This is a genomic window from Flavobacterium sp. T50_26 (assembly GCF_057652995.1).
On sequence record NZ_JBYFCC010000016.1, the window covers coordinates 28,697 to 52,550 of the forward strand.

Here is a 23,854-nt window from a genome sequence, read left to right on the forward strand (position 1 = left end):
ACTTCGCCAACTGGCAAAACGTTTATCAGTAATCAATATCCAAAGCATGCGAGAACTTAAACAATTAAACATAGAAGAAAGTATTACACAAGAAAAACTGATTTTTAAAGAAAGTTGGTTAGACAAATTTGATACAATTATAATTTATTTATTTTTCGGTTGGGCAAGTGTAATTCCGTTCATAATTTATTTTGACCCTCATCGAAACCAAAATGAAACTGGAATTTTTTATTACGTGCCTTTTCTTCTAACCTTATTAGGTATTTGGGTGATTTATAGAAAAGCAACAGAAAAAAAACTAATTAAAGTTTCAAGTAAGTTTTATGAAGATGAAAATAGAGAATTAATAAAAGTATACTTTAATAAAGAAAAATTTGAAAAAAATAGAGACTCAAAAAGATTAATAATTTTCAATGAAGACGCAGATTTCAACATTAACCCAAATTATAAAACTTCTTACATTTTCTTATTTGACAAGAACTATGTATTATTTACAGTTATAAAAGAAAGATTTAAATTAAACTTACCAACATTGATAAAACATTTGATTTTGAAAAGAGACTTGAAGAAATTACTAAACAATAAAATAGATTAAAGCTTCAAATCAGGGAATTAAAAAGTTCTACTGAACTATGTACTAAAAATCCACATCTTCTTAAAGCTGCGAAACGTTATAAAATTCTCTCCACAAAACCAACGCCTCCCTCAACCCCTCAAAATCCAATTTCACTCCTAATCCAAATGCAAAACTGTAACAAATTTAAAAATACCATACCTATTGTGTACTATTAAAATTTTAAAAAGGCACAATGAGTAATAGAAGAAATTGGTTAAAGCAAACAAGTATAGGCATTGTAGGTTTGGGTATTATTCCGTTTGAGCGTTTTGCAATTGCAACAAAAGAAGACATCATTGAAGAAAAAAATGTAGGCCTAATTCGGTTGCGGTCAAACGAAAATCCTTATGGTCCTTCAGTCTTGGCGAGAAATGCAATGCGTGATAGTATCAATGTCAGCAATCGCTATAATTGGGAGCTGTTGGACGAACTAATTGGAAAAATTGCTCAAAAACATACTTTAACTGATCAAAGCATACTATTGGGTGCGGGTTCTTCGGAAATTTTAAATTTAGTTGCTTTGTATTGCTCAAAAGAAAAAGGAAATTTACTTATTGCGGAAACTACTTTTGATTATTGGACAGTAACCGCTGAAAATGCAGGTCTTAAAAAAATTGCAATTCCTTTAACCGATGATAAAAATCACGATTTATCGGCAATGTTAAATGCAATTGACGCTGATACGAGATTGATTTATATCTGTAATCCTAATAATCCAACGGGAACACTTTGTGCTAGTGAAGCACTTTTAAATTTTATAAAGGAAGCTACAAAAAGAACAAAAGTTTTAGTGGATGAGGCTTACCTGGATTTTACAGACCAACCCTCACTTGCCAATCTTGTAACAGAGAATAAAAACCTAATTATTGCCAAAACCTTTTCAAAAATATATGGTTTAGCAGGTGCACGCATTGGCTATGCACTAGCACATCCGGAAACCATAACGGAAATGAACCAATTACACTTTTCTGCAAGTGGAAGTGTTAGCATACCATCTGCTTCAGCAGCTTTAGCATCGTTAAAGGATGATAAATTTGTAGCAGAAACAATTTTGCTTAATGCAGAAGCAAGAAAATACACGATTGAGCAATTGGAGAAGTTAAAAATACGTTGTATTCCGTCGCATACAAACTTTGTTTATTTTTCATTAGAAAATTATAGCAAAGACTTTTTTGAGCAGTTAAAAAAGAACAATATTCTTGGAACAAAGATTTATGAAGAAAAAGGAAAATGGTCGAGAATTACAATTGGTACAATGGAAGAAATGAAACAATTTATTAAGGCATTAGAGTAAATATAAAAGCTGTATTGAAATTATACGCATATAATTCATATATTTGCACGTACAACTTATCGTTATGGACACAAAATTGACCTTAAAATTAAATCAAGAAATCATTGAGAAAGCGAAGGTTTATGCTGCTCAAAAGAAAGTGAGTTTGTCACGAATCATCGAGAATTATTTAAATTCACTCACTAACGATGCAAAAAGTGACGATTCAATTGAAATTTCTGCTTTTGTAAAAAGTATAAGTACCGGCAATAAAATTCCTGCTGATTTAGATTACAAAAAAGAATATGCTGAACATCTTTTGAACAAACACAAATGAGTAAAAAGTTATTCTTGGACACTAATATTATGCTTGATTTTCTTGGAGAAAGAGATCCTTTTTATATTCCAAGTGCACAATTGGCTACTTTAGCAGATCACAAAAAAATAAAACTCATTGTTTCTCCTATTTCATTTGCTACAGTAAATTATTTTCTTGCCAAGTCGGAAGGAATTTCAAATGCAAAAGAAAAATTGAGAAAGTTTAAAATTCTTTGTGAAATAGCTTCACTTAATGAAAGCATTGTGGAAAAAGCTTTACATTCTGATTTTGAAGATTTTGAAGATGCGTTACAATATTTTTGTGCCTTAGATGCAAAATGTGATATCATCATTACTAGAAATCCAAAAGATTTTAAGCATTCTTTAATTCCAATTATGTCGGCTGAAGAATATTTAAAAAGTTTATAAAGATATACTCCTGAAAATTAAACGAGGGTAATTTTTACTCCCATTTTAAAAACGAGAGTAATTTTTTGTGTATTTTACTCTTGTGTTCTTAGCATCAGGTTAGTATACATAATTTTGTTGTCGTATTTTTCTACGTTTATTACCCTATAACAACGCCTCCTTCAACCCCTCAAAATCCAACTTCACCTGTTCGCCTGTTTGTAAATTTTTCAAACCAAAAACATTCTCTTTCATTTCCGATTCTCCGGCTATCACGGCAAAAGGAATTCCGCGTTTGTCAGCATGTTGAAATTGTTTAGCGATTTTGGCGGCATCGGGATATAATTCTACTTTAATTCCGCTACGGCGTAAGTTGGAAATCGCTTCCATTGCATAGAAACTTTCCGCATTTCCGTAATTAATAAAAAGGGCTTTGCTGGTGGCGGTCACCGTTTCGGGGAATAAACCTAATTCTTCCAAAACCAAGTAAATTCGGTCTAATCCAAACGAAATGCCGACACCACTCATATTTTTTAAACCGAAAATTCCGGTCAAATCGTCATAACGTCCACCGCCACCAATGGAACCCATTGCCACTTGCGGAGCGGTTACTTCAAAAATGGCTCCGGTGTAGTAATTTAAACCTCTGGCTAATGTGACATCCAAATCAATTTTTGCTGATTGTAATCTTAATTTTTCTATCGTTTCGCAAATGAATTTTAATTCTTCTACGCCTTTTTTTCCTTCTTCGGATGTAGATAATAAGTCATTCAACTTTTCAATCTTTTCAGAAACCGTTCCGGTGAATTGAAACAACGGTTGCACTTTTTCGATGGCTGATTCAGAAATTCCTTTTTCAAGCATTTCTTTTTTCACACCGTCCTCGCCTATTTTGTCTAATTTGTCTAATGCAACTGTAAAATCGATTAATTTATCTTTGGCACCAATTACTTCTGCAATTCCAGACAAAATTTTTCGGTTATTGATTTTGATGGTTGTTCCGCCTAAACCTAATTGCGTAAAAACCGCGTCATATAATTGAACCAACTCCACTTCTTGCCACAACGAAGTCGAACCGACAACATCTGCATCACATTGATAAAACTCTCTGAATCTTCCTTTTTGCGGACGATCGGCTCTCCAAACCGGCTGAATTTGGTATCGCTTAAACGGAAACTCAATTTCGTTTTGGTGTTGAACGACGTAGCGTGCAAACGGAACGGTTAAGTCGTAACGAAGAGCTTTTTCGGAGATTTTGGAAGTTAATTTTTTATAATCAATGTTTGATAATTCTTCCTGACTTACTTTATCCAAATAATCACCCGAATTCAATATCTTAAAAATCAATCGATCGCCTTCTTCCCCATATTTTCCCATCAATGTCTCCGAATTTTCAAACGAAGGCGTTTCAATCGGCTGAAAACCAAAAACCTCAAAATGATGTTTCATTATTGAGCTGATGTAATTGCGTTTTGCCACCTCTGCCGGTGAAAAATCTCTGGTTCCTTTGGGAATACTTGGTTTTTGAGCCATTGTTATATTAATTCTAATGTTGTAAGTTGCATTTTTGCCCGCCTCGGCGGGAGATTCTTATTTCGACTTCGTCATCTTGCAGAATGACAAAAATGAAAAGCTCTGCAAATATCTTACTTTTAAAAGAATTTTAAAGAAAACGTGTAACAAAAAATGTAAATTCGTGTCAAATGAAGATATGGCCAGTTTAGTAAAAGAAAATATAAAAATTGCGTTGGGTTCTATCAAAACTCAGTTGCTTCGTACGATTTTGACAATCATCATTATTGCCATCGGAATCACGGCATTGGTGAGTATTTTAACCGTTGTTTCTGCATTAGAAAACACCTTATCTTCTAATTTTGCATCGATGGGAGCCAATACTTTTACGATTCGGCAATATGAATTGGAAGTACGAATCGGTGGAGGCCGAAGAGGTGAACGAGAAAAAATTAACCCAATTATATCCTACCCGCAAGCAAAAGATTTTCAGGAAAAATACAACTATCCGTTTACCAATTCATCGCTTTCCTTTATTGCTACTTCAACGGCCGAAGTAAAGTTTGAAAACAAAAAGACCGATCCGGAAATCACTGTTGTTGGTGTTGATGAAAATTTTGCTCCAAATTCAGGCTTAGAATTAGCTGCCGGTCGAAATTTTACCGGTTTTGATATCGAAAACAATAATTATGTTTGTGTCGTGGGTTCCGATTTTGAAAAAGGATTACTAAAAGATGTCAATCCAATTGACAAAGTCATTTCCATTCGCGGAGCAAAATTTAAAGTAATTGGTATTTTAAAAGAAGAAGGTTCAACCTTTGGAAACAGTCAGGATTTGCGGGTGATGATTCCGATTCAAGTAGCTCGTTCGTTGTTCACGCAGCCCAACATCAATTACAATTTGAGTGTGATGGTGGAGAAAAAAGAATTGCTGGAAGCCGCTATCGATCAGGCAATGATTACCATGCGACAAGTTCGGAAACAAAATCCGGTAGAAGAAAACAATTTCGGAATCATTCGAAGTGACGAATTAATCAATCAAATTTTATCGCTAACTTCTGTGTTGAGTGCTTCAGCTTGGATAATTGGCATCATTACAATTTTTGGTTCTTCCATTGCTTTAATGAACATCATGCTCGTCTCCGTAACCGAAAGAACTCGGGAAATTGGTGTGCGAAAAGCCCTGGGTGCCAAACGAAAAACAATCGCTTTTCAGTTTTTCACCGAAACAATTGTCATTGGTCAATTAGGTGGATTGGTAGGAATTATTTTAGGTGTAACCTTTGGTTCAATCGCTGCATCTTTATTAGAATTCACCTTCGTCATCCCTTGGATGGCAATAATTGCAGCTGTGGTTACGAGTTTTGTGGTGGCGTTGGTTTCAGGGTTATATCCTGCAATTAAGGCTTCTAAATTGGATCCGGTGGAGGCTTTGCGGTATGAATAGTTATGGTAATTGGTTATTGGTAATGGGTAAAAGGTTCTAAAAACCAATAATCGTTAATTTTTTTGAAGCGAATGGCTCGGGCTTTTTCAGTAAACCATGTTCCCGCTTTCGCCTTTAGCCCGCCAAGGCGGGGCTACCGTCTCAATCGGGGCTAAAAAGGAAACCATGAAAACGAAAGTGCTAAAATACACCTGACAGGTTTTTGAAACCTGTCAGGTGTAAAAGTTAAAAACCACGCGACAAAAGCCTTAATGTCCCTTAATTTCTTAATGGTTTGAAAAAAAAAATTATTTGAACTTATATGACTTATATGGTTCAAAAAAATAATTTAATTTCAAACCTACGATTACCTATTCAATGAACACTGATTTTAAAAATTGTTAAAATCGAAAAATTCTAAATTCTGAATTCTAAATTCTGAATTCTGAATTCTAATTTCAACCAAAAGACGTCTTCACCATCCTATCATTTCCATAAATATCCTTCCGCAATTCAATGTTTTTAAATCCCAAATCAGTTAATAGAGAAACAGTTTCTTTTCCTAAATACTGATTAATTTCAAAAAACAACAAACCATTCGGCTTCAGATTTTGTTGAGCTAACTCAGCAATTTTCCTGTAAAAAATTAGTGGATCTTCATCTGAAACAAACAATGCTAAATGCGGTTCAAAAGCCAAAACATTCGTATTGATTTCTGCCTTTTCAAGATTCCTTACATACGGCGGATTGGAAACAATTACATCAAATTGATTTTGTAAATCGGAAGTTTCTAAAATATTTTTTTGCATAAACTGAACGTCAACCTCATTCATTTGAGCATTTTCGTTGGCTACTTTTAACGCTTCTTCCGAAATGTCAATGCCAAAAACCGTTGATTTCGGTAAATTCTTCTTCAGGGAAATGGGAATACATCCGGTTCCGGTTCCGATATCAACAATGGTTGAATTGAAATTATTTTTATTTTTGACTTCCTCTAAAATCCAATACACTAATTCTTCTGTTTCGGGTCGTGGAATTAATGTATGCTCATTCACTTTAAAAATCAAATCGCAAAAAAACGTTTCTCCTACTATATATTGAATGGGTTTTTGGTTTTTTAATTGTTCCAAAACAAGTTTCCATTGTACCAATTCTGATTCGGAAACTTTCAAATTGGGTTGCAAAGCCAAATCAACTCGTTTTAATTGATGGAATTTTTCCAACACCAAATAAAAGAAACTATCAATTTCTTGCTCATCAAAAAAAGGATACAATTCGCTGCGAAAGGAAGATTTTATTTCTTTAAAAGTCATAATCAATTATAATTCTTTCAACATCCAAACCGGACAAGAAGTGTGACCCGTGCATCCCATCGGTTTGTCTATGTAAACAAAACCGAATCTCAAGTATAATTTTTGTGCAGCTTGCATATACGGCATGGTTTCCAAATAACATTTTTCAAATCCAACAGACTGAGCAAATGTCAAACATTTCTCCATCATTTCAGAACCCAAACCTAATCCTCTGGCTTCTGATAAAAAATACATTTTTTGCAATTCGCAAATGGTTTCCGCTTCATTTTCTAACTGACTAATGCCGGTTCCACCAATAATTTTGCCATCATTTTCAACCACGAAATAAGAACTTCTTGGTGCGGAATAGGTTTCAAACATACGATCCAACGAAACATCTGCATAAGCAGTTCCAACTTTTGGCACATCGTGTTCAATTAAAACGGAACGGATTACGGCAGCAATCATTTCATTATCAGGTTCTTGAATAGGTCGGATGGTAATCATAAAAATCAATTCATTTAATAAGTTGTAAAAGTAAAACTATTTCTACTTTTTTAGACAAAAAGCGTAATTTTGTGTTCTAATGAATCACAAAAAATACATGCAACGTTGCCTTGAATTGGCCAAAAACGGTTTGGGAACCACCTACCCTAACCCGATGGTTGGCAGTGTAATTGTGTTTGAAAACCAAATTATCGGCGAAGGTTGGCATCAAAAAGCAGGCGAACCACATGCGGAAGTAAATGCAGTAAATTCTGTGAAAGACAAATCACTTCTTTCAAAATCAACTATTTACGTTAGTTTAGAACCATGTAGTCATTTTGGAAAAACACCGCCTTGTAGTGATTTAATCATTCATCATAAAATTCCGAATGTTGTGGTGGGAACAGTCGATCCTAATGAAAAAGTAGCCGGAAAAGGAATTGAAAAGCTTCATCAATCGGGAGCAACTGTTACCGTTGGTATTTTAGAAAAAAAATGTATTGAACTTAATCGAAGGTTCTTTACATTTCACAACCAAAAAAGACCTTTCATTATTTTGAAATGGGCAGAAAGTGCCGATGGTTTTCTTTCTCCTCAATCAAAAAATGAACAAAAACCGGTTTGGATTACCAATTTGTATTCCAGACAATTGGTTCACAAATGGCGAACAGAAGAACAGGCAATTTTGGTGGGAACAAACACTGTTTTGGCAGACAATCCGCAATTGAACAGTAGAGATTGGCAGGGAAATAATCCCATAAGAATTGTTTTAGATCGTTCTGGAAAAATTTCCAACGATTACGAAGTAAAAAACGGAAAGCAACAAACTATTTTTATAACAGAAAAGGAAAATTTTGTTTCGGTTGAAAATTGTAACTTCGAAACTATTATCTTTGATAATCAACTTGCTGAAAAAATTAGTAGCTTACTTTTTCAAAAAGGCATTCAATCGGTCATAATTGAGGGCGGACTTCAAACATTACAAACCTTTATTGATGCAAATTTGTGGGATGAAGCTAGAATTTTTAAAGGAAGTTTGCTTTTTCAGCAAGGAACAAAAGCCCCAAGCCTTGCAGGCGAAACCGTGAAACGAACAACTATTTTAAACGATGAACTTTTAATTCTTAAACGGCATGATTAATACAATTATTTTCGATTTTGGGGATATTTTCATAAACTTGGACAAACCGGGTGTAGAAAAAGCGTTTCGCAATTTAGGTTTAAAAGAATGGCATGCCGATTTGGACGAATTGAATAAACGATTTGAAATTGGCAAAGCAACCGAATTAGAGTTTATTCAAGGTTTTCAGAAACACCTTCCGGACGCATCTATTGATGAAATTAGAAAAGCGTGGAATGCTGTTTTAGGAGATTTTCCTGAATATCGTTTAGAATTTTTACAAAGTTTAAAAGGAAAATACAGATTGTTTTTGCTCACCAACACCGATATGATTCACATTGACCATTTTGAACATAAAGAAGGAATGTCGGTCACACGCGATTTTTATAATTGTTTTGAAAAAGTATATTATTCGTATGAACTAGGCATGAGAAAACCGGACGTAAATATTTTTAAACACCTTATCAACAAACATGATTTGGCACCCAAACGAACGCTTTTTGTGGATGACAAAAAAGAGAACACAGATGCTGCCGCTTCGCTAGGAATTGAAGTATGGAATTTGCAAGTTGGGCAGGAAGATGTAACTGAATTATTCGCAAAAAAAATAATTACCCTGTGACATACATTATTTTAAGTGTTCTTTTTAACGCTGTTCTTTTTGTCATTTTAAAACTTTATTCTCGATTCGAAATCAACACATTACAAGCATTAGTTGTAAACTATTTTACAGCGTTTATAATAGGTTTGTTCTTCACAGAAGTTGATTTTGATTACAACCACATTATTGAAAAACAATGGTATCCGGGAAGCTTTATGCTAGGCTTTTTATTTATTGGTGTTTTTTATGCGACAGCAATAACCTCGCAACGAAACGGACTTTCGGTGGCATCGGTTGCTTCAAAAATGTCGGTAATTATTCCAATCAGTTTTGGCGTATTGTTATTTAATGAGAAGTTGGGGATTGCCAAAATCATCGGTATCATAATGGCATTGGTTGCTGTTTATTTCACTTCAAAAAAAGAAAAAGGTGCTGTTTCTGATTCAAAAAACTTACTTTTCCCGCTTTTAGTTTTTTTTGGTGCCGGTGCAATTGATACAAGTTTGAAAATATTGCAGAATGATTATTTACCTGAAAATGAAATCTCATTATTTTCATCACATACTTTTTTGATGGCTTTTTTGGTTGGTGTTGTTGTAATTATAATAAATGTCATAAAAAATAAAATGAAAATAAAGGGTAAAAATATTTTAGCCGGATTTATTTTGGGGGTACCAAATTATTTTTCACTCTATTATTTAATCAAAATGTTGGATAGCGAAGTTTTTGAAAGTTCAACAATTTTCACGATTCACAATGTTGCGATTGTAATGGTTTCGACATTGGTTGGTATTTTATTTTTTAATGAAAAAATTTCCATGCGAAACGCTATCGGAATTGCCATGGCATTATTGGCTATTTTTCTTGTTACAAGTTGATATGAACGAATCAAAAGATACGTATAAAACTATTTCTGCTCCATCCGAAGAAATTCTGTTCAAAGAAAAAAACAGCAAATTCTTCGGTTATGCATTTCCTATTCTGAATGAAGAAGATGTAAAAATTCATTTAGAACAATTAAAAAAGCAACATTTTTCGGCAAGACATTGGTGCTACGCGTATCAAATTGGTACAGAAAAAATAAGTTTCAGAGCCAATGATGACGGAGAACCCAACAATAGTGCCGGAATGCCAATTTATGGACAAATTCAATCATTTGAAGTTACCAATATAGTAATTGTAGTAGTTCGCTATTTTGGCGGAGTAAAATTAGGCGTTGGCGGATTGATTTCCGCATACAAAACCGCTGCTCAAATGAGTTTAGAAAATGCTCAAATTATAGAAAAAACAATTGATGTTAATTTTCAACTCACATTCGACTATAAAAACATGAACAAAGTGATGCGAGTAATCAAAGAAAAAAACTTGGAAATCGTTTCTCAAAAAATGGAAATGAATTGCGAACTCATCATTTCCACTCGAAAAAAAAATGCCGAAACAACTTTCGACATTTTTTCCAATTTATTTGAAATAGAAATTAAAAAATTGGATTAATTTTCTAATAATTCCATTTTATCAATTATCATTTTAATATTTTCTGGTGGTAAGATTGGTTTGCCTGTTTTTATGTCTACAAACACCAAAACAAAATCGGCAGTTGTTAATAACTCACCATTTTCGTTTTCAATTTTACATTCAAATTCTATCTTCACAGAGCTTTGATTTTTGTATTTAGTTTTTACAATAAGTAAATCATCGTAACGTGCTGGTTTTTTGTAATTTATGTTGATATTAACAATAGGAAGTGCAACTCCACTTTCTTCCATGCTTTTATAGGAAATACCTTGATTTCTAAGCCATTCCACGCGTCCTATCTCAAAATAAGGCAAATAATTACCATGGTAAACAACGCCCATTTGATCTGTTTCGGAATAACGCACTCGAACGTTTAATTGATGTTCTTTCATAATTTTCTGTAATATTTTTCTTTATTGTATTTTTAAGTCATTAATCATCTTTACAACATTTTTTTTATAAAATCAATAGCATTTTATTTTTTTTTACGTTTTTTTGTTCACATATTTGTTATCCCAAAAGTTAATAAAGAAACACCCTGTTTTCTTTGTAAGATAACCTTTAGTAAACAACAAAATTTATAGAATTTATGAGCAAAACTGCGGAATCGGTATGGGAGAACTGTCTATCATTTATAAAAGACAATATTCAGGAGCAAGCCTACAAAACTTGGTTCGAACCGATTAAGTCAGTGGAACTCACAGACAATGCTTTATACATTCAAGTACCCAGCAAATTTTTCTATGAATGGTTAGAGGAACACTATGTAAAATTACTTAAAGTGGCCTTGACCAAAGAACTTGGAAAAAATGCAAAGTTACTGTATAAAATCAAAATGGAAAACACTTACGGCAATAAACAACCTTTTACGGAACAATTACCAAGTGCCCATAGAAGTCCGGTTAAACCACAAGATGTAGACGCACCCTTTAAAAATCTTAGTCCTGAGCTTAAAAACCCATTTGTGATTCCGGGTATCAGGAATTTAAAAATTGAATCACAATTAAATGCCAATTACAGTTTTGATAACTTTTTAGAAGGTGATTCAAACCGATTAGCTCGTTCTGCCGGTATGGCGGTGGCTAATAAACCTGGCGGAACTTCATTTAATCCATTATTAATTTTTGGTGGAGTTGGTTTAGGTAAAACACACCTTGCTCATGCCATTGGCGTAGAAATAAAAGATAAATATCCGGATAAAACTGTTTTGTATATATCTGCAGAAGTTTTTACACAACAATACATTGACTCGGTTAAGAAAAACACTCGAAATGACTTTATTCATTTTTATCAGTTAATTGATGTGCTGATTATTGATGATGTACAATTCTTATCAGGAAAATCAGGAACGCAAGATGTGTTTTTTCACATTTTTAATTTCCTTCATCAAAACGGAAAACAGGTTATCTTAACCTCAGACAAAGCTCCGGTTGACATGCAGGATATTGAACAACGTTTGTTGTCTCGTTTCAAATGGGGATTATCGGCAGAATTGCATCAGCCTGATTATGAAACACGAATTTCAATCCTAAAAAATATTTTGTATCGTGACGGCGTAGAAATGCCTGACGAAATTATAGAATATGTTGCTCGTAACATCAAATCAAATGTAAGAGAATTAGAAGGTGCTATCATCTCATTAATTGCTCAATCTTCTTTCAATAAAAAAGAAGTTACGTTAGAATTAGCAAAAGGAGTTGTTGAGAAATTCGTTAAAAATGTAAAAAGAGAAATCTCTATCGATTATATTCAGAAAGTAGTTTCCGATTATTTTCAATTAGATATTGATACATTACAATCCAAAACCAGAAAACGTCACGTGGTGCAAGCCAGACAATTAGCGATGTTTTTTGCTAAGAAATTCACTAAAGCTTCTTTGGCAAACATTGGTTCACAAATTGGAGACCGTGATCACGCAACTGTATTGCATGCATGCAAAACCGTTGATAATTTAGTTACTACAGATAAACAATTTAGAAAATTTGTGGATGACATTCATAAAAAGCTTTCCTTATAAAATGATAATTTCAGTATTCTTACTACATTTGAATACTGAAATTATTTTTAAAGAATCTACATTTTATGCCAGTTAAAATTTTAATGGTTTGTTTGGGAAATATTTGCCGTTCGCCATTGGCAGAAGGTATTTTGGCCTCTAAACTTCCCAAAAATGACTTTTTAGTGGATTCCGCCGGAACGGGTCATTGGCATGTTGGAAATCCACCCGATAAAAGATCAATCCTTACAGCAGAAAAAAATGGAATTGATATTACCAATCAACGCGGAAAATTATTCAAACCATCTTTTTTTCAGGAGTATGATTATATTTATGTAATGGACACCAACAATTACGCTGATGTAATTAATATGGCAAAAAACGAGGATGAGAAAAAGAAAGTGCAACTCATTTTAGATGAACTTTTTCCCGGTGAAAATGTCGATGTTCCGGATCCATACAGTGGCATTCAAAGTAATTTTGATCAAGTTTTTGAAATGTTGGAGGAAGCTTGTGAGAGTATTGCTAACAAGCTTTTAGAAAAGAAATAATATGAAACCCATCACTTTTTTAGGAAAACTATATTTAATTCCAACCACGTTAGGTGAAGTTGCTCCTGATGATGTGCTGCCGCAAACTGTAAAAAGAGCCATAGACTTCATCAATGATTATGTAGTGGAAAACGAAAAAACAGCACGTAAATTCATCAAATCAATCAATCCTGAAAAAGTGCAAGCGAATCTCAGAATTAATGTATTGAATAAACACACCGAGATTTCAGAACACAACGCAATGATTCAACCGTGTTTGGAAGGAAGAAATGTGGGTTTAATGAGTGAAGCAGGTTGCCCCGGTGTAGCCGATCCGGGAGCTGTGATTGTGAAATTGGCTCATGAAAGAGGAATTCAAGTGGTGCCGTTGGTTGGACCATCTTCTATCCTACTCGCTTTAATGGGTTCCGGAATGAACGGGCAAAGTTTTGCATTTAACGGTTATTTGCCCATTGATAAAAGTGAAAAGAAATCAGCCTTAAAAAATTTGGAAAGATTATCGTTCGAAAAAAATCAGGCTCAGCTATTTATTGAAACACCCTATCGCAACAATAAATTACTTGAAGATATTTTGCAATCGCTTCAAAATTCTACACGACTTTGTATTGCAACGGATATTACTTTACCAACCGAATTCATCAAAACACTTTCTATAAACGATTGGAAAAAGACAAAGGTCGATTTACACAACCGACCTACAATTTTTATTATTCAGAAATCCTGATTTATTTCACTTTCGCATTCTTGTTTGCCACAATGTGCGACGTATCATAACCTCCAAATTTTTTGATATAACTTTTAATAGAAGTTCCAAAACCGTCTTTAATACTGCGGTTTCCGTTACTTTTTAGAAATTTCTTCACAGAACCTGCACCGCCTAAGTGTGCAGCAGCCAACAATCCTGATTCAGTGATTGTTACACCTTTAATAACTTTACCTTCGTATTTTTCAATTTCATCACGAAGAATCCATTTGTTAATGGAAGCTAAGGCATTAAATGCTTTTTCTTGTAATTTTGGGGAATTCATAAATGCTAGACTATCACGAACACCAATAGTTCGCAATGTTCCCATACCAAATTGGTATTTTCCCATATATCCAAAGGAATTCACTAAATGATATTTTCCTTGTGATTCTTTAAAAGCTAAGGCTTGTTTAAAACCGGCATAAGTTTTCCCGGTTTGTGGGAATATTACGTTTGTATATTCCAATTCTTCTGCAGTGGGAACGGTGTAATGTAAAACCTCATCCGATTCATTTACATAAAACCAATTCAAATTCTCAAATTTATATGGTTTAAAACCTGTAGTAATTACGCCTACAATCAAGGCTATACAAGAATAAAAATACCATTTTTTCGACATATATGTTTATTTCTCAAGCTCTGTCACCATCTTGAATTTCACGGTGCAAATATACGCATTTTTATTACAAAATTGACTATCAACAAGTTAAACTTTTCTAAAAGTAGAAAACGTGAAATTTAGACTTCCCTGAGCTATTGATTTCAAAGGTGGGAGCAGGAATTTTGACCGTATTAAAAAGTGAGAAAATGGTCTTTAAAAAGTGTGAATTGGTTTCAATTTTCGATAAATCAACGTCAAAACTTAAGTAAAATTGACGAAATCTATCATCATTTATCATGAAATCATTTTTTTGGGAAGAAAGCATACCTTCTGCACTATAACCAACAGCTAAATTTAACCATTTTGGTATTTTGGATGTTTTAGCAAATGAATGAATATTCGCAGAGAGCCAATACGTTTGACCGTTATAATCTTTCAGAATTTGTTCATTGAAATTTTCACCTAATAATTCCGGTCGTTGATTGGCGTACTTAGTGTTGTGGAAAGAAAATTTAGGGATTATTCGTTGCTCATTCCACAACAATTCCTGTGAAACATATAAAGCTGTTCCGGTTGCATTGGCTGCTACATCGCCCCACGAAAATCCCCATTCGGCAGAATAGCCATCAAAAACTTCTACTGCGGTTAGAAAAACAAAACCGTAACCGGCTCCATAAATTAATTGATTTTTTTTGGAAACTCCGCTCCAAGCGAGCATTTCGGCACTCAATCGACCCAAATGATAGGAAGAATAAACGTGTCCGGCTTTATCCATTTGAAGCCAATCATTATTATCATTTTTAAATCGGAAAGACGATTTTTCGTAATCGGCATACCAAAGTTGGTTTAATCCAATTAAAGCAGCAGAGGTTAAAACTGATTCGGAAACGATAACTAAATTTCTCTTTTTTGTGTTTAATGTATCGGAAGGTTCTAAGAATTCATTTAAACCGGATTGAGCAACTGAACTATTTGCAAACAGCAAACAAAATATAAAAACTATGATAATAGAATTTCTCAATTAGTTTCCGGATGTTTGAGCATTTAACCAAGCAGCATATTTTCTTGCATTCACATTATGTTGTTCCAATGTGGTGGCAAATTCGTGATAACCAAAACGTTCGACACTGGCACAGAAATAAAGAAAATCGTGTTGTTCCGGATTTAAAACGGCATCAATTGCATTGACATCTGCCATAAAAATAGGTCCGGGTGGCAAGCCTGCATTTCGATACGTATTGTATGGAGATTCTACTTCCAAATGTTTGTAATACACTCGTTTAATCACTTGATTAAAGTCATTTGATACTAATTTAAATGCATAAATCACTGTTGGATCAGCTTGCAAAGGCATTCCGATATTCATTCGATTCAAATAAACTTTTGCAACACGAGGACGTTCTTCCACTTTTGCCGTTTCTTTATGAACGATGGAAGCTAAAATAGAAACTTCAATTGGCGTTAATCCCAATTTTTCCGCTTTGGCTTTTCGCTCATCATTCCAAAATCGAAAATATTCTTTTGCCATTTGATTTCTGAATTTTTCGGCAGAAGTATCCCAATAAAATTCAAATGTGTTGGGTAATAATAATGTAAAAACCGTTTCTTCTGTAAAACCGTTTTCTTCTAAAAATTTTGGATTTTTAAAAGCCTGCAGTAGCTGAATACTGTCGGCTTCAATTTGAGAAGAAATTCGTCCGGCAAAATTTTCCAAACGTTCTTGGTTGTTAAACGTTACTCGAACGGGAACACTTCTTCGTAAAGCCGAAACAATGGAATTGGTATTCATATTTTTAGTTAACTCAAATTTTCCGGCTTTCACTTCCGTAGAATATCCTCTGCGATTGGCTAAGGTTTCAAACTTATCCATATCTTTTATGTACGGAGAAACAATGGATTTAACTTCTTCAAAATTGGCATTTGTTGGAACAAAAACCGTCACTTTTTCTTCTGAAAAGCTTGTATTTGGGGTAAAAACAATTTGATAGACTTTAAACCCGAAATAAGCAACGATCAATAAAATCGCTAAGGAAACATAGAGGATTATCTTTTTAAAATTCATTTTTACTAAATTATTTTTTTATAATTAATTGATAGAATGCTTCGTCTGAATAATTTCCGTCACTAAAAATCCAATCTTTTTTTATTCCGATTAATTCAAAACCAAAGGACGTAAATAACGTTTTACTAGCCAAATTAGTCACTGAAATATTGGCAAAAAGTTGATGAATGTGCAAATAATTTTTCGCGTAAGCAATGAGTAATTCCAACGCTTCTTTTCCAAAACCTACACTTCTATCTTCTGGATTTTGAATGACAATTCCAATTCCGGCTCGATTGTTTTTGGGATCAAAATCAAATAAATCTATCAAACCAATGGCTTCAAACGTTTCATTTTTGCAAATAGCTAAACGCAATTGTTTGACTTCATAAATATCTTTGTGGGCATTTTCCAGATAACTTTTAATCAAAAACATACTGTATGGCGTTTGCGTTTGACTAACTTCCCACACAGAAGTGTCATTTTCCAGTCTATAGACAAACTCCAAATCATCGGGTTCCAAAGCTCTTAAATAGACGTGTTTTCCTTGTAATGAACTCATTTTATATTGTAGCTAATTCAATTTTTCCATCAAAAACAAATGATGCCGGTCCGATTAAGAAAACATTAGTATAATTTTTCCCTTCTTTTTTGAAAGTGACTTTCAATTCGCCACCTTCTACTAATAATGAAATTTCATTTGCAGCTGTTTTTCCGATAGCATTCATCGCAATTGCGGTGGCTGTAACGCCTGTTCCGCACGATAAAGTTTCATCTTCTACGCCTCTTTCGTATGTTCGAACGGCAAAAAGTGAATCGGAGATTATTTCCACAAAATTGACATTACTTCCTGCTTTTCCATACAAATCACTGTATCGAATTTGGCTACCAATTTCTTTTACTGGAACCGATTTTACATCTTCCACTAACGTAATATGATGTGGCGATCCGGTGTTCAAAAAAACATAATCAGAAGCCATTTTTATTTCATCCACATTTTTCATTTGTAGCGAAACGATTCCATCAACTGAAATTTTGGCATAATGTTCTCCATCTACAGCTATAAAAGTGGTTTCATTTTCAATGACATTCAGTTGTTTCGCAAAAGCCACGATACATCGGCCACCATTTCCGCACATTGAACTTTCATTTCCATCGGAATTATAATAGACCATTTTAAAATCTGAAATTTTGTCATTTTCTAGTAATATCAAACCGTCAGCACCTATTCCGAAACGTCTATCGCAGAGCTGTTTGATGAGTTTGGTATTATTTTTGGAGAAAACTCCCTGACGATTATCAATCATGATAAAGTCGTTGCCCGTTCCCTGGTATTTAAAAAATTGAATGGTCATTTTAGAATAATATAGAATACAAAAGTACAATTATTTTAAAGAAAAGTTAAGGTCTGTTAAAGAGCGTTAAACCTAATTTATCGAAACAATAAAACATATAAATTTACATTAATAAACTAAAATTAGATTATCTATGAAAAACGTAACCAATTTATTTTTAGTATCCTTATTTAGTGGTGTTATCACGTTAGGAACGTATAAACTATTTATTGAAGAAAATTCAATTACAAGCAAAAACATTGTGACAACCGCACCGATGTTTGCAACTAAAAATGTTGGCCTTTCGGCAGAAACAGTCGATTTTACGGAAGCGGCCGGCTCAGCTTTAAACCAAGTTGTGCACGTTAAAAATGTATCCTACAGAACAGTTTACAATCCGATTGAATTTATGTATGGTCATCGAGGCGGGCAACAGCAACAACAAATTGGAACCGGTTCTGGGGTAATTATTTCAGAAGACGGTTATGTGGTGACTAATAATCACGTTATTCAGGGAGCAACTGAATTAGAAATTACCTTAAATAATAAAAAAACATATCCGGCAAAATTAATTGGATCCGATTCCAAAATGGATATTGCGTTGCTAAAAGTGGAAACGGATGAAAAATTGCCTTATGCCATTTTTGCTGATTCTGATCAAGTGAAAGTAGGCGAATGGGTTTTGGCAGTTGGAAATCCATACAATCTAAATTCTACTGTGACAGCCGGAATTGTTTCGGCGAAAGCCAGAAATTTAGATACAAGCGGAATTCAATCGTTTATTCAAACGGATGCTGTTGTAAACCCTGGAAACAGCGGTGGTGCATTGGTGAACACACGCGGCGAATTAGTTGGAATCAATACGATGATTTCATCAAACACTGGAAGTTATGTGGGTTATTCATTTGCTGTTCCTTCTAATATCACTAGAAAAATTATCGAAGATATTATGGAATATGGCAATGTTCAAAGAGGAATTTTGGGTATTGAAGGACGAGAATTAAACGGTGCAACTTCAAAAGAATTGAACCTTACTGAATCGCAAGGATTTTATGTAAATAAAGTAACTAAAAATTCCGGTGCTGAAAAAGCAGGCATCAAATCGGGTGATGTTATTTTGAAATTAGACAATCAAAATGTGACTTCATTTGCCGAACTTTCGGGTTATGTAAATACGAAACGTCCGAATGATGAAATAAATGTTACGGTAAATCGTGATGGAAGAAGATTAGTAATTCCGGTGAAATTAACCAAAAAAGAACTATTGAATTATGAATTTTACGGATTGGAATTGGAAGATTTAGAACCAGCTGATAAACAACGATTCAAATTAAAACAAGGAGTAAAAATCAAAGATATTACGAATGAAAAATTGGCACCTTATGCTGATGAATTAAAAGGAAGTATTATTTTAAGTATTGATGGTGTAAAAGCCACCGATGTTGAAACTATTTCAAGAGGCTTGGGAAGTAAAACCGAAAAAGAAGGCGTTCGTGTTGAACTGATGCTTCGCAATGGACAAGTAATGCGAATCATATTATAAATTAGGTTATAGTTAGGGTAGTCCTGCAAAGTCAGAATTTGATTTTGCAGGATTTTTTTATTTAAAAAAAAGCAAAAAAAGTTTACGAAAACGTTTGAAATCTATACTTTTGCACAAAATTTTACAACACCAACTAATTTTTAAAGTATGAACAGCAATCCTTCATTGTACGAAAAAGAGCTTTCGTTTCAAGCAGACCGCAGAAGAGCCGGCGTTGAATTTATCAAAATCATTAGCGATTTGTGGTATGATAAATCGATTGAAGTGGTTCTTTTCCGTAATCAATTGATAGACAAAAATGTATCTGAAATTTTGAACTTGCACGAATATGCGGGCGAATTTGTAGGTAAACCTATCTCAATTTTCGACTCGGTTGAAATTGCTCGCGAAATGTTGTCGTTGGACTTACCACCATCAAAATTAGATATTGGTAAATTAACGTATGAATATCATTTGGAAGATGACAAATACCACAACACCAAATCGTTTGTAATTGATAAATTGCGAAAAGCAAAAGAATCAAATTCCATCAAACCGAAAGATGTTGTTTTATATGGTTTTGGAAGAATTGGCCGATTGTTAGCCAGAGAATTAATGTCTAAAACCGGAAAAGGAAACCAATTACGCCTTCGTGCGATTGTGACAAGAGATAAAAATGATGCTACAATTTTAGAAAAAAGAGCTTCTTTATTGCGATATGATTCGGTTCACGGCGATTTTCAAGGTTCTGTTATAGCTGATCCAAAAAACAATGCGTTGCTAATTAACGGAACTACGGTACATATTATTTCTGCCAATTCACCGGAAGAAATTGATTATACTGCTTACGGAATTGAAGACGCATTAATTATTGATAACACCGGAGCTTTTACGACAGAAGAAGCCTTGAAAAGACATCTTACTTCCAAAGGAGCTTCAAAAGTATTGTTAACTGCTCCCGGAAAAGGAGTTCCAAATATTGTGTATGGTGTGAATCACAAAGATCATAATCCGGATAAAGTGGATATTTTTTCAGCGGCTTCTTGTACAACTAATGCCATTACTCCAATTTTAAAAGCTGTAGAAGATACGCTAGGTGTTGTAAAAGGTCATTTAGAAACCATTCACGCCTACACAAACGATCAAAATTTGGTTGATAACATGCACAACAAATACCGAAGAGGTCGTGCTGCTGCTTTAAATATGGTAATTACCGAAACCGGTGCCGGAAGTGCTGTTGCAAAAGCATTACCAAGTTTAGCCGGAAAATTAACATCCAATGCCATTCGAGTTCCGGTTCCGAATGGTTCGTTGGTGGTTTTAAATTTGGAAGTAAGCAGAGAAACTTCGGTACAAGAAGTGAATGAAATCATGAAAAAATATGCTTTAGAAGGTCAATTGGTGGAGCAAATTAAATATTCGCTCAACAATGAATTGGTTTCTTCGGACATTGTGGGCACAAATGCTCCTTCAATTTATGACAGCAATGCCACTATTGTGTCTGCCGACGGAAAAAATGTGGTTTTATACGTTTGGTATGATAACGAATTTGGCTACAGCCATCAAGTAATTCGTTTAGCGAAATATATTTCTAAAGTACAACGGTACGCTTATTATTAATCAGGTTATATAGTTGAATAAAATCCGTTTCATTCGTTTGAAGCGGATTTTTTTTATTAAAATTTAGATCAAAGAACAATAGATTTTGAGTTTTAGAGTTTGTATACTAGAGATTTAACCCAAGAATCTATTATGAAAAACCTACTATTCCTGGTGATATTCACCTGTAATTTGTCGTATGCACAAAACAAACCTGTTGCCTACCAACATGGTCAAAACAGCATGGAATTGATTGCTAAAACCAAAACCGGAACAGTAGTCGTGAGTACATTCAATGCTAAAATGACAATACGCCAAGACATTGCTCAAAAAATATTTTCGCTTTTTCAACAAAATAAAATTAAACACAATGCTGTAGTAACCGTTTTGGGTAAAGAGGCAAAAGTGGTAGGTAAATGTTTCATAAAAAAGAAACACAACTTAACTAGTATTGAATTTTATTATGACAAAGTTTTTTGGCATAACGGAATGGTTGAAGTTCATGGAAAGTAGGAGTTTAATCCAATTATTCCATTCATTAAAACAAAAAACTCCCGATTGCTCAGGAGTTTTTCTATAAAATGGCATACTAAGATTTAAGCTTTTCCGGCAGCTGCAATTAAATTTAAAGCAGATCCGGCAACAAACCAACCAATTTGGCTTTCATTGTACGAATGATTGGCAATAATCACATCTTTACTTCCATCCGCATGAACGAATTCTAATGTCAAAGGTTTTCCAGGTGTGAAACTTACTAAATCAACAAAATTGATGGTGTCGTTTTCTTGAATTTTGTCGTAATCTGCTTCATTCGCAAATGTTAACGCCAACATTCCTTGTTTTTTCAAATTTGTTTCGTGAATACGAGCAAATGATTTTACTAAAACCGCTTTTACACCCAAGAATCGAGGTTCCATGGCTGCGTGTTCTCTTGACGAACCTTCTCCGTAATTGTGATCTCCAACCACAATCGAAGGAACTCCGGCAGCTTTATAAGCTCTTTGCACCGCAGGAACAGCATCATATTCACCTGTTAATTGATTTTTAACAGAATTTGTTTTTTGATTGTAAGCATTCACAGCTCCAATCAACATATTATTCGAAATATTATCCAAATGACCACGGAAACGCAACCAAGGACCCGCCATTGAAATGTGGTCGGTTGTACATTTTCCGAATGCTTTGATTAATAATTTTGCGTTGGTGATATTTTTTCCATCCCAAGGTAAAAATGGCTCCAACAATTGTAAACGTTCTGAAGTCGGACTCACAGCTACCTGAACACCACTACCATCTTCGGCAGGAGCTTGATAACCCGGATCTTCTGCATCAAAACCTTTTGGAGGTAATTCGTTTCCGGTTGGTTCATCTAATCTCACTTCTTCACCGTCTTCATTAATTAATGTATCAGTTAACGGATTAAATCCTAAATCTCCGGCAATAGCTAAAGCGGTAACCAACTCAGGAGAACCCACAAAAGCTAATGTATTTGGATTTCCATCGGCACGTTTAGAAAAATTTCGGTTGAATGAATGAACGATGGTATTACGTTCTTCTTTCTCTGCTCCTTCTCTGTCCCACATTCCGATACATGGACCGCACGCATTTGCAAAAACAGTAGCTCCAATTTTGTCAAACGTATCGATAAATCCATCACGTTCAATGGTATAACGAACGGTTTCAGAACCTGGTGTGATCGTAAATTGAGCTTTGGTTTTTAAATTTTTTTCAGAAACTTGTTTGGCTAAGGAAGCTGCTCGAGCAATATCTTCGTATGATGAATTGGTACAAGAACCAATCAAACCTACTTCAATTTTTAAAGGCCAATTATTTTTGATAGCTTCCTCTTTCATTTTAGAAATTGGCGTAGCCAAATCCGGTGTAAAAGGTCCATTTAAATGTGGTTCTAATTCCGATAAATTGATTTCGATTACTTGATCAAAATACTGTTCGGGATTAGCATACACTTCCGGGTCTGCCGTTAAATGTTGAGCTACTTTGTTAGCTGCATCAGCCACATCTGGTCTTCCTGTTGAACGTAAATAGCGATCCATTGAAGCATCATAACCAAATGTTGATGTGGTAGCTCCAATTTCTGCACCCATATTACAAATCGTTCCTTTTCCGGTACACGACATGGCGATAGCACCTTCGCCAAAATATTCAACAACAGCACCGGTTCCGCCTTTTACAGTTAGAATTCCGGCTACCTTTAAAATTACGTCTTTTGGAGCGGTCCAACCTGATAATTTTCCGGTTAATTTTACTCCAATTAATTTTGGAAATTTCAATTCCCATGCCATTCCTGACATTACATCTACGGCATCAGCACCACCTACTCCGATGGCTAACATTCCTAATCCACCTGCATTTACAGTGTGTGAATCGGTTCCAATCATCATACCACCCGGAAAAGCATAATTTTCTAAAACTACTTGGTGAATAATTCCTGCTCCCGGTTTCCAAAATCCGATTCCGTATTTATCAGAAACAGAAGAAAGAAAATCAAAAACTTCATTGCTTTGTTGTTTAGCACGAGCTAAATCGGTTTTTGCATCTACTTTTGCTTGAATCAAGTGATCACAATGAACGGTTGTTGGCACAGCTACTTTGCTTTTTCCGGCATGCATAAATTGCAGTAATGCCATTTGAGCAGTAGCATCTTGACACGCCACGCGGTCCGGTGCAAAATCAACATAATCTTTTCCTCTTGTGAATGCTTGGGTTGGAGTGCCTTCCCAAAGGTGAGAATATAAAATCTTTTCAGATAAGGTGAGCGGTCGTCCAACTAACTCACGTGCTTTTTCAACACGATCGGCTAGATTAGCATAGACCTTTTCAATCATTTCTATATCAAATGCCATAATAAATAAGTGTTATTTGTTTGTGGTGCGAATT

General features: G+C 34.5%; 25 protein-coding genes. 15 read left to right on the top strand and 10 right to left on the bottom strand.

What is annotated here, in order from left to right; all coding sequences use genetic code 11:
• Positions 1-46 precede the first annotated feature (46 nt).
• The 4 genes from AC23MC_RS10730 to AC23MC_RS10745 all read left to right on the top strand — a co-directional run bounded on the left by AC23MC_RS10730 (position 47) and on the right by AC23MC_RS10745 (position 2,636).
• Complete coding sequence (locus AC23MC_RS10730) at positions 47-595, top strand: hypothetical protein (protein WP_487568392.1); 549 nt, start codon at positions 47-49, stop codon at positions 593-595.
• 214 nt (positions 596-809) lie between these two features.
• Complete coding sequence (hisC, locus tag AC23MC_RS10735) at positions 810-1,910, top strand: histidinol-phosphate transaminase (protein ID WP_487568391.1); 1,101 nt, start codon at positions 810-812, stop codon at positions 1,908-1,910.
• 64 nt (positions 1,911-1,974) lie between these two features.
• Positions 1,975-2,226, top strand: a complete 252-nt coding sequence (locus tag AC23MC_RS10740; RefSeq protein ID WP_487568390.1) for a DUF6364 family protein — start codon at positions 1,975-1,977, stop codon at positions 2,224-2,226.
• On the top strand, positions 2,223-2,636 hold the full coding sequence (locus tag AC23MC_RS10745; RefSeq protein ID WP_487568389.1) for a type II toxin-antitoxin system VapC family toxin: 414 nt from the start codon (positions 2,223-2,225) through the stop codon (positions 2,634-2,636). Before AC23MC_RS10740 ends, AC23MC_RS10745 begins: the two co-directional genes overlap by 4 nt.
• A gap of 144 nt (positions 2,637-2,780) precedes the next feature.
• On the opposite strand, the gene hisS is transcribed toward AC23MC_RS10745, so the two are convergent.
• The gene (gene hisS, locus AC23MC_RS10750; protein WP_487568388.1) at positions 2,781-4,148 is read right to left on the bottom strand and encodes a histidine--tRNA ligase; all 1,368 of its coding nucleotides are present in this window, start codon (positions 4,146-4,148) and stop codon (positions 2,781-2,783) included.
• Positions 4,149-4,326: 178 nt separating this feature from the next.
• Here hisS and AC23MC_RS10755 point away from each other — a divergent pair, with 178 nt between their 5' ends.
• The gene (locus AC23MC_RS10755) at positions 4,327-5,574 is read left to right on the top strand and encodes an ABC transporter permease (RefSeq protein ID WP_487568419.1); all 1,248 of its coding nucleotides are present in this window, start codon (positions 4,327-4,329) and stop codon (positions 5,572-5,574) included.
• Positions 5,575-6,011: 437 nt separating this feature from the next.
• On the opposite strand, the gene prmC is transcribed toward AC23MC_RS10755, so the two are convergent.
• Positions 6,012-6,866 (bottom strand): peptide chain release factor N(5)-glutamine methyltransferase, encoded by an 855-nt coding sequence (gene prmC / locus AC23MC_RS10760; RefSeq protein WP_487568387.1) that lies wholly within the window; start codon positions 6,864-6,866, stop codon positions 6,012-6,014.
• Positions 6,867-6,872: 6 nt separating this feature from the next.
• Positions 6,873-7,352, bottom strand: a complete 480-nt coding sequence (locus AC23MC_RS10765) for a GNAT family N-acetyltransferase (RefSeq protein ID WP_487568386.1) — start codon at positions 7,350-7,352, stop codon at positions 6,873-6,875.
• 79 nt (positions 7,353-7,431) lie between these two features.
• Here AC23MC_RS10765 and ribD point away from each other — a divergent pair, with 79 nt between their 5' ends.
• Genes ribD through AC23MC_RS10785 form a run of 4 tightly spaced genes read left to right on the top strand, consistent with a single transcriptional unit; the run spans position 7,432 to position 10,546 of the window.
• Positions 7,432-8,472, top strand: a complete 1,041-nt coding sequence (ribD, locus tag AC23MC_RS10770) for a bifunctional diaminohydroxyphosphoribosylaminopyrimidine deaminase/5-amino-6-(5-phosphoribosylamino)uracil reductase RibD (RefSeq protein WP_487568385.1) — start codon at positions 7,432-7,434, stop codon at positions 8,470-8,472.
• Positions 8,465-9,073, top strand: a complete 609-nt coding sequence (locus AC23MC_RS10775; protein ID WP_487568384.1) for an HAD family hydrolase — start codon at positions 8,465-8,467, stop codon at positions 9,071-9,073. Before ribD ends, AC23MC_RS10775 begins: the two co-directional genes overlap by 8 nt.
• Positions 9,070-9,930, top strand: coding sequence for an EamA family transporter (locus AC23MC_RS10780; protein WP_487568383.1), 861 nt, complete (start codon positions 9,070-9,072; stop codon positions 9,928-9,930). Before AC23MC_RS10775 ends, AC23MC_RS10780 begins: the two co-directional genes overlap by 4 nt.
• 1 nt (position 9,931) lies before the next feature.
• Positions 9,932-10,546, top strand: a complete 615-nt coding sequence (locus AC23MC_RS10785; protein WP_487568382.1) for an IMPACT family protein — start codon at positions 9,932-9,934, stop codon at positions 10,544-10,546.
• On the opposite strand, the gene AC23MC_RS10790 is transcribed toward AC23MC_RS10785, so the two are convergent.
• Entirely contained in the window at positions 10,543-10,959 is a 417-nt protein-coding gene (locus AC23MC_RS10790) for an acyl-CoA thioesterase (protein WP_487568381.1), read from the bottom strand. The genes AC23MC_RS10785 and AC23MC_RS10790 overlap by 4 nt on opposite strands.
• 197 nt (positions 10,960-11,156) lie before the next feature.
• Between AC23MC_RS10790 and dnaA the strand changes: the two genes are divergently transcribed.
• From dnaA to AC23MC_RS10805, 3 genes are all read left to right on the top strand, one after another.
• Positions 11,157-12,584 (top strand): chromosomal replication initiator protein DnaA, encoded by a 1,428-nt coding sequence (gene dnaA, locus AC23MC_RS10795; protein ID WP_487568380.1) that lies wholly within the window; start codon positions 11,157-11,159, stop codon positions 12,582-12,584.
• 65 nt (positions 12,585-12,649) lie between these two features.
• Positions 12,650-13,114, top strand: a complete 465-nt coding sequence (locus AC23MC_RS10800; RefSeq protein WP_487568379.1) for a low molecular weight protein-tyrosine-phosphatase — start codon at positions 12,650-12,652, stop codon at positions 13,112-13,114.
• A 1-nt stretch (position 13,115) separates the two neighbouring features.
• On the top strand, positions 13,116-13,838 hold the full coding sequence (locus AC23MC_RS10805) for an SAM-dependent methyltransferase (RefSeq protein ID WP_487568378.1): 723 nt from the start codon (positions 13,116-13,118) through the stop codon (positions 13,836-13,838).
• A 1-nt stretch (position 13,839) separates the two neighbouring features.
• Here AC23MC_RS10805 and AC23MC_RS10810 read toward each other — a convergent pair whose 3' ends face one another.
• From AC23MC_RS10810 to dapF, 5 genes are all read right to left on the bottom strand, one after another.
• Positions 13,840-14,478: a peptidoglycan-binding protein LysM gene (locus AC23MC_RS10810; RefSeq protein WP_487568377.1), complete on the bottom strand. Its 639-nt coding sequence runs from the start codon at positions 14,476-14,478 to the stop codon at positions 13,840-13,842.
• Positions 14,479-14,575: 97 nt separating this feature from the next.
• Positions 14,576-15,481, bottom strand: a complete 906-nt coding sequence (locus tag AC23MC_RS10815; protein WP_487568376.1) for a DUF2279 domain-containing protein — start codon at positions 15,479-15,481, stop codon at positions 14,576-14,578.
• A complete protein-coding gene (mltG, locus tag AC23MC_RS10820; protein ID WP_487568375.1) occupies positions 15,482-16,522 on the bottom strand; it encodes an endolytic transglycosylase MltG in 1,041 nt (346 codons plus the stop codon).
• A 10-nt stretch (positions 16,523-16,532) separates the two neighbouring features.
• Positions 16,533-17,063 (bottom strand): GNAT family N-acetyltransferase, encoded by a 531-nt coding sequence (locus AC23MC_RS10825; RefSeq protein WP_487568374.1) that lies wholly within the window; start codon positions 17,061-17,063, stop codon positions 16,533-16,535.
• Between the two features lies 1 nt (position 17,064).
• Positions 17,065-17,856, bottom strand: coding sequence for a diaminopimelate epimerase (gene dapF, locus AC23MC_RS10830; protein ID WP_487568373.1), 792 nt, complete (start codon positions 17,854-17,856; stop codon positions 17,065-17,067).
• A gap of 133 nt (positions 17,857-17,989) precedes the next feature.
• Between dapF and AC23MC_RS10835 the strand changes: the two genes are divergently transcribed.
• The 3 genes from AC23MC_RS10835 to AC23MC_RS10845 all read left to right on the top strand — a co-directional run bounded on the left by AC23MC_RS10835 (position 17,990) and on the right by AC23MC_RS10845 (position 21,469).
• The gene (locus AC23MC_RS10835; protein ID WP_487568372.1) at positions 17,990-19,378 is read left to right on the top strand and encodes a trypsin-like peptidase domain-containing protein; all 1,389 of its coding nucleotides are present in this window, start codon (positions 17,990-17,992) and stop codon (positions 19,376-19,378) included.
• Between the two features lie 147 nt (positions 19,379-19,525).
• Positions 19,526-20,977 (top strand): glyceraldehyde-3-phosphate dehydrogenase, encoded by a 1,452-nt coding sequence (locus tag AC23MC_RS10840; protein ID WP_487568371.1) that lies wholly within the window; start codon positions 19,526-19,528, stop codon positions 20,975-20,977.
• Positions 20,978-21,109: 132 nt separating this feature from the next.
• Complete coding sequence (locus AC23MC_RS10845) at positions 21,110-21,469, top strand: hypothetical protein (protein WP_487568370.1); 360 nt, start codon at positions 21,110-21,112, stop codon at positions 21,467-21,469.
• 83 nt (positions 21,470-21,552) lie between these two features.
• Here AC23MC_RS10845 and AC23MC_RS10850 read toward each other — a convergent pair whose 3' ends face one another.
• Complete coding sequence (locus tag AC23MC_RS10850) at positions 21,553-23,820, bottom strand: aconitate hydratase (protein ID WP_487568369.1); 2,268 nt, start codon at positions 23,818-23,820, stop codon at positions 21,553-21,555.
• Between the last annotated feature and the right edge of the window lie 34 nt (positions 23,821-23,854).

Excerpts from the sequence above, each read along its gene's own strand:
- AC23MC_RS10730 (WP_487568392.1), top strand. The coding sequence starts at position 47 with ATGCGAGAACTTAAACAATTAAACATAGAAGAAAGTATTACACAAGAA.
- hisC (WP_487568391.1), top strand. The coding sequence starts at position 810 with ATGAGTAATAGAAGAAATTGGTTAAAGCAAACAAGTATAGGCATTGTA.
- AC23MC_RS10740 (WP_487568390.1), top strand. The coding sequence starts at position 1,975 with ATGGACACAAAATTGACCTTAAAATTAAATCAAGAAATCATTGAGAAA.
- AC23MC_RS10745 (WP_487568389.1), top strand. The coding sequence starts at position 2,223 with ATGAGTAAAAAGTTATTCTTGGACACTAATATTATGCTTGATTTTCTT.
- hisS (WP_487568388.1), bottom strand. The coding sequence starts at position 4,148 with ATGGCTCAAAAACCAAGTATTCCCAAAGGAACCAGAGATTTTTCACCG.
- AC23MC_RS10755 (WP_487568419.1), top strand. The coding sequence starts at position 4,327 with ATGGCCAGTTTAGTAAAAGAAAATATAAAAATTGCGTTGGGTTCTATC.
- prmC (WP_487568387.1), bottom strand. The coding sequence starts at position 6,866 with ATGACTTTTAAAGAAATAAAATCTTCCTTTCGCAGCGAATTGTATCCT.
- AC23MC_RS10765 (WP_487568386.1), bottom strand. The coding sequence starts at position 7,352 with ATGATTACCATCCGACCTATTCAAGAACCTGATAATGAAATGATTGCT.
- ribD (WP_487568385.1), top strand. The coding sequence starts at position 7,432 with ATGAATCACAAAAAATACATGCAACGTTGCCTTGAATTGGCCAAAAAC.
- AC23MC_RS10775 (WP_487568384.1), top strand. The coding sequence starts at position 8,465 with ATGATTAATACAATTATTTTCGATTTTGGGGATATTTTCATAAACTTG.
- AC23MC_RS10785 (WP_487568382.1), top strand. The coding sequence starts at position 9,932 with ATGAACGAATCAAAAGATACGTATAAAACTATTTCTGCTCCATCCGAA.
- AC23MC_RS10790 (WP_487568381.1), bottom strand. The coding sequence starts at position 10,959 with ATGAAAGAACATCAATTAAACGTTCGAGTGCGTTATTCCGAAACAGAT.
- dnaA (WP_487568380.1), top strand. The coding sequence starts at position 11,157 with ATGAGCAAAACTGCGGAATCGGTATGGGAGAACTGTCTATCATTTATA.
- AC23MC_RS10800 (WP_487568379.1), top strand. The coding sequence starts at position 12,650 with ATGCCAGTTAAAATTTTAATGGTTTGTTTGGGAAATATTTGCCGTTCG.
- AC23MC_RS10805 (WP_487568378.1), top strand. The coding sequence starts at position 13,116 with ATGAAACCCATCACTTTTTTAGGAAAACTATATTTAATTCCAACCACG.
- AC23MC_RS10810 (WP_487568377.1), bottom strand. The coding sequence starts at position 14,478 with ATGTCGAAAAAATGGTATTTTTATTCTTGTATAGCCTTGATTGTAGGC.
- mltG (WP_487568375.1), bottom strand. The coding sequence starts at position 16,522 with ATGAATTTTAAAAAGATAATCCTCTATGTTTCCTTAGCGATTTTATTG.
- AC23MC_RS10825 (WP_487568374.1), bottom strand. The coding sequence starts at position 17,063 with ATGAGTTCATTACAAGGAAAACACGTCTATTTAAGAGCTTTGGAACCC.
- dapF (WP_487568373.1), bottom strand. The coding sequence starts at position 17,856 with ATGACCATTCAATTTTTTAAATACCAGGGAACGGGCAACGACTTTATC.
- AC23MC_RS10835 (WP_487568372.1), top strand. The coding sequence starts at position 17,990 with ATGAAAAACGTAACCAATTTATTTTTAGTATCCTTATTTAGTGGTGTT.
- AC23MC_RS10840 (WP_487568371.1), top strand. The coding sequence starts at position 19,526 with ATGAACAGCAATCCTTCATTGTACGAAAAAGAGCTTTCGTTTCAAGCA.
- AC23MC_RS10845 (WP_487568370.1), top strand. The coding sequence starts at position 21,110 with ATGAAAAACCTACTATTCCTGGTGATATTCACCTGTAATTTGTCGTAT.
- AC23MC_RS10850 (WP_487568369.1), bottom strand. The coding sequence starts at position 23,820 with ATGGCATTTGATATAGAAATGATTGAAAAGGTCTATGCTAATCTAGCC.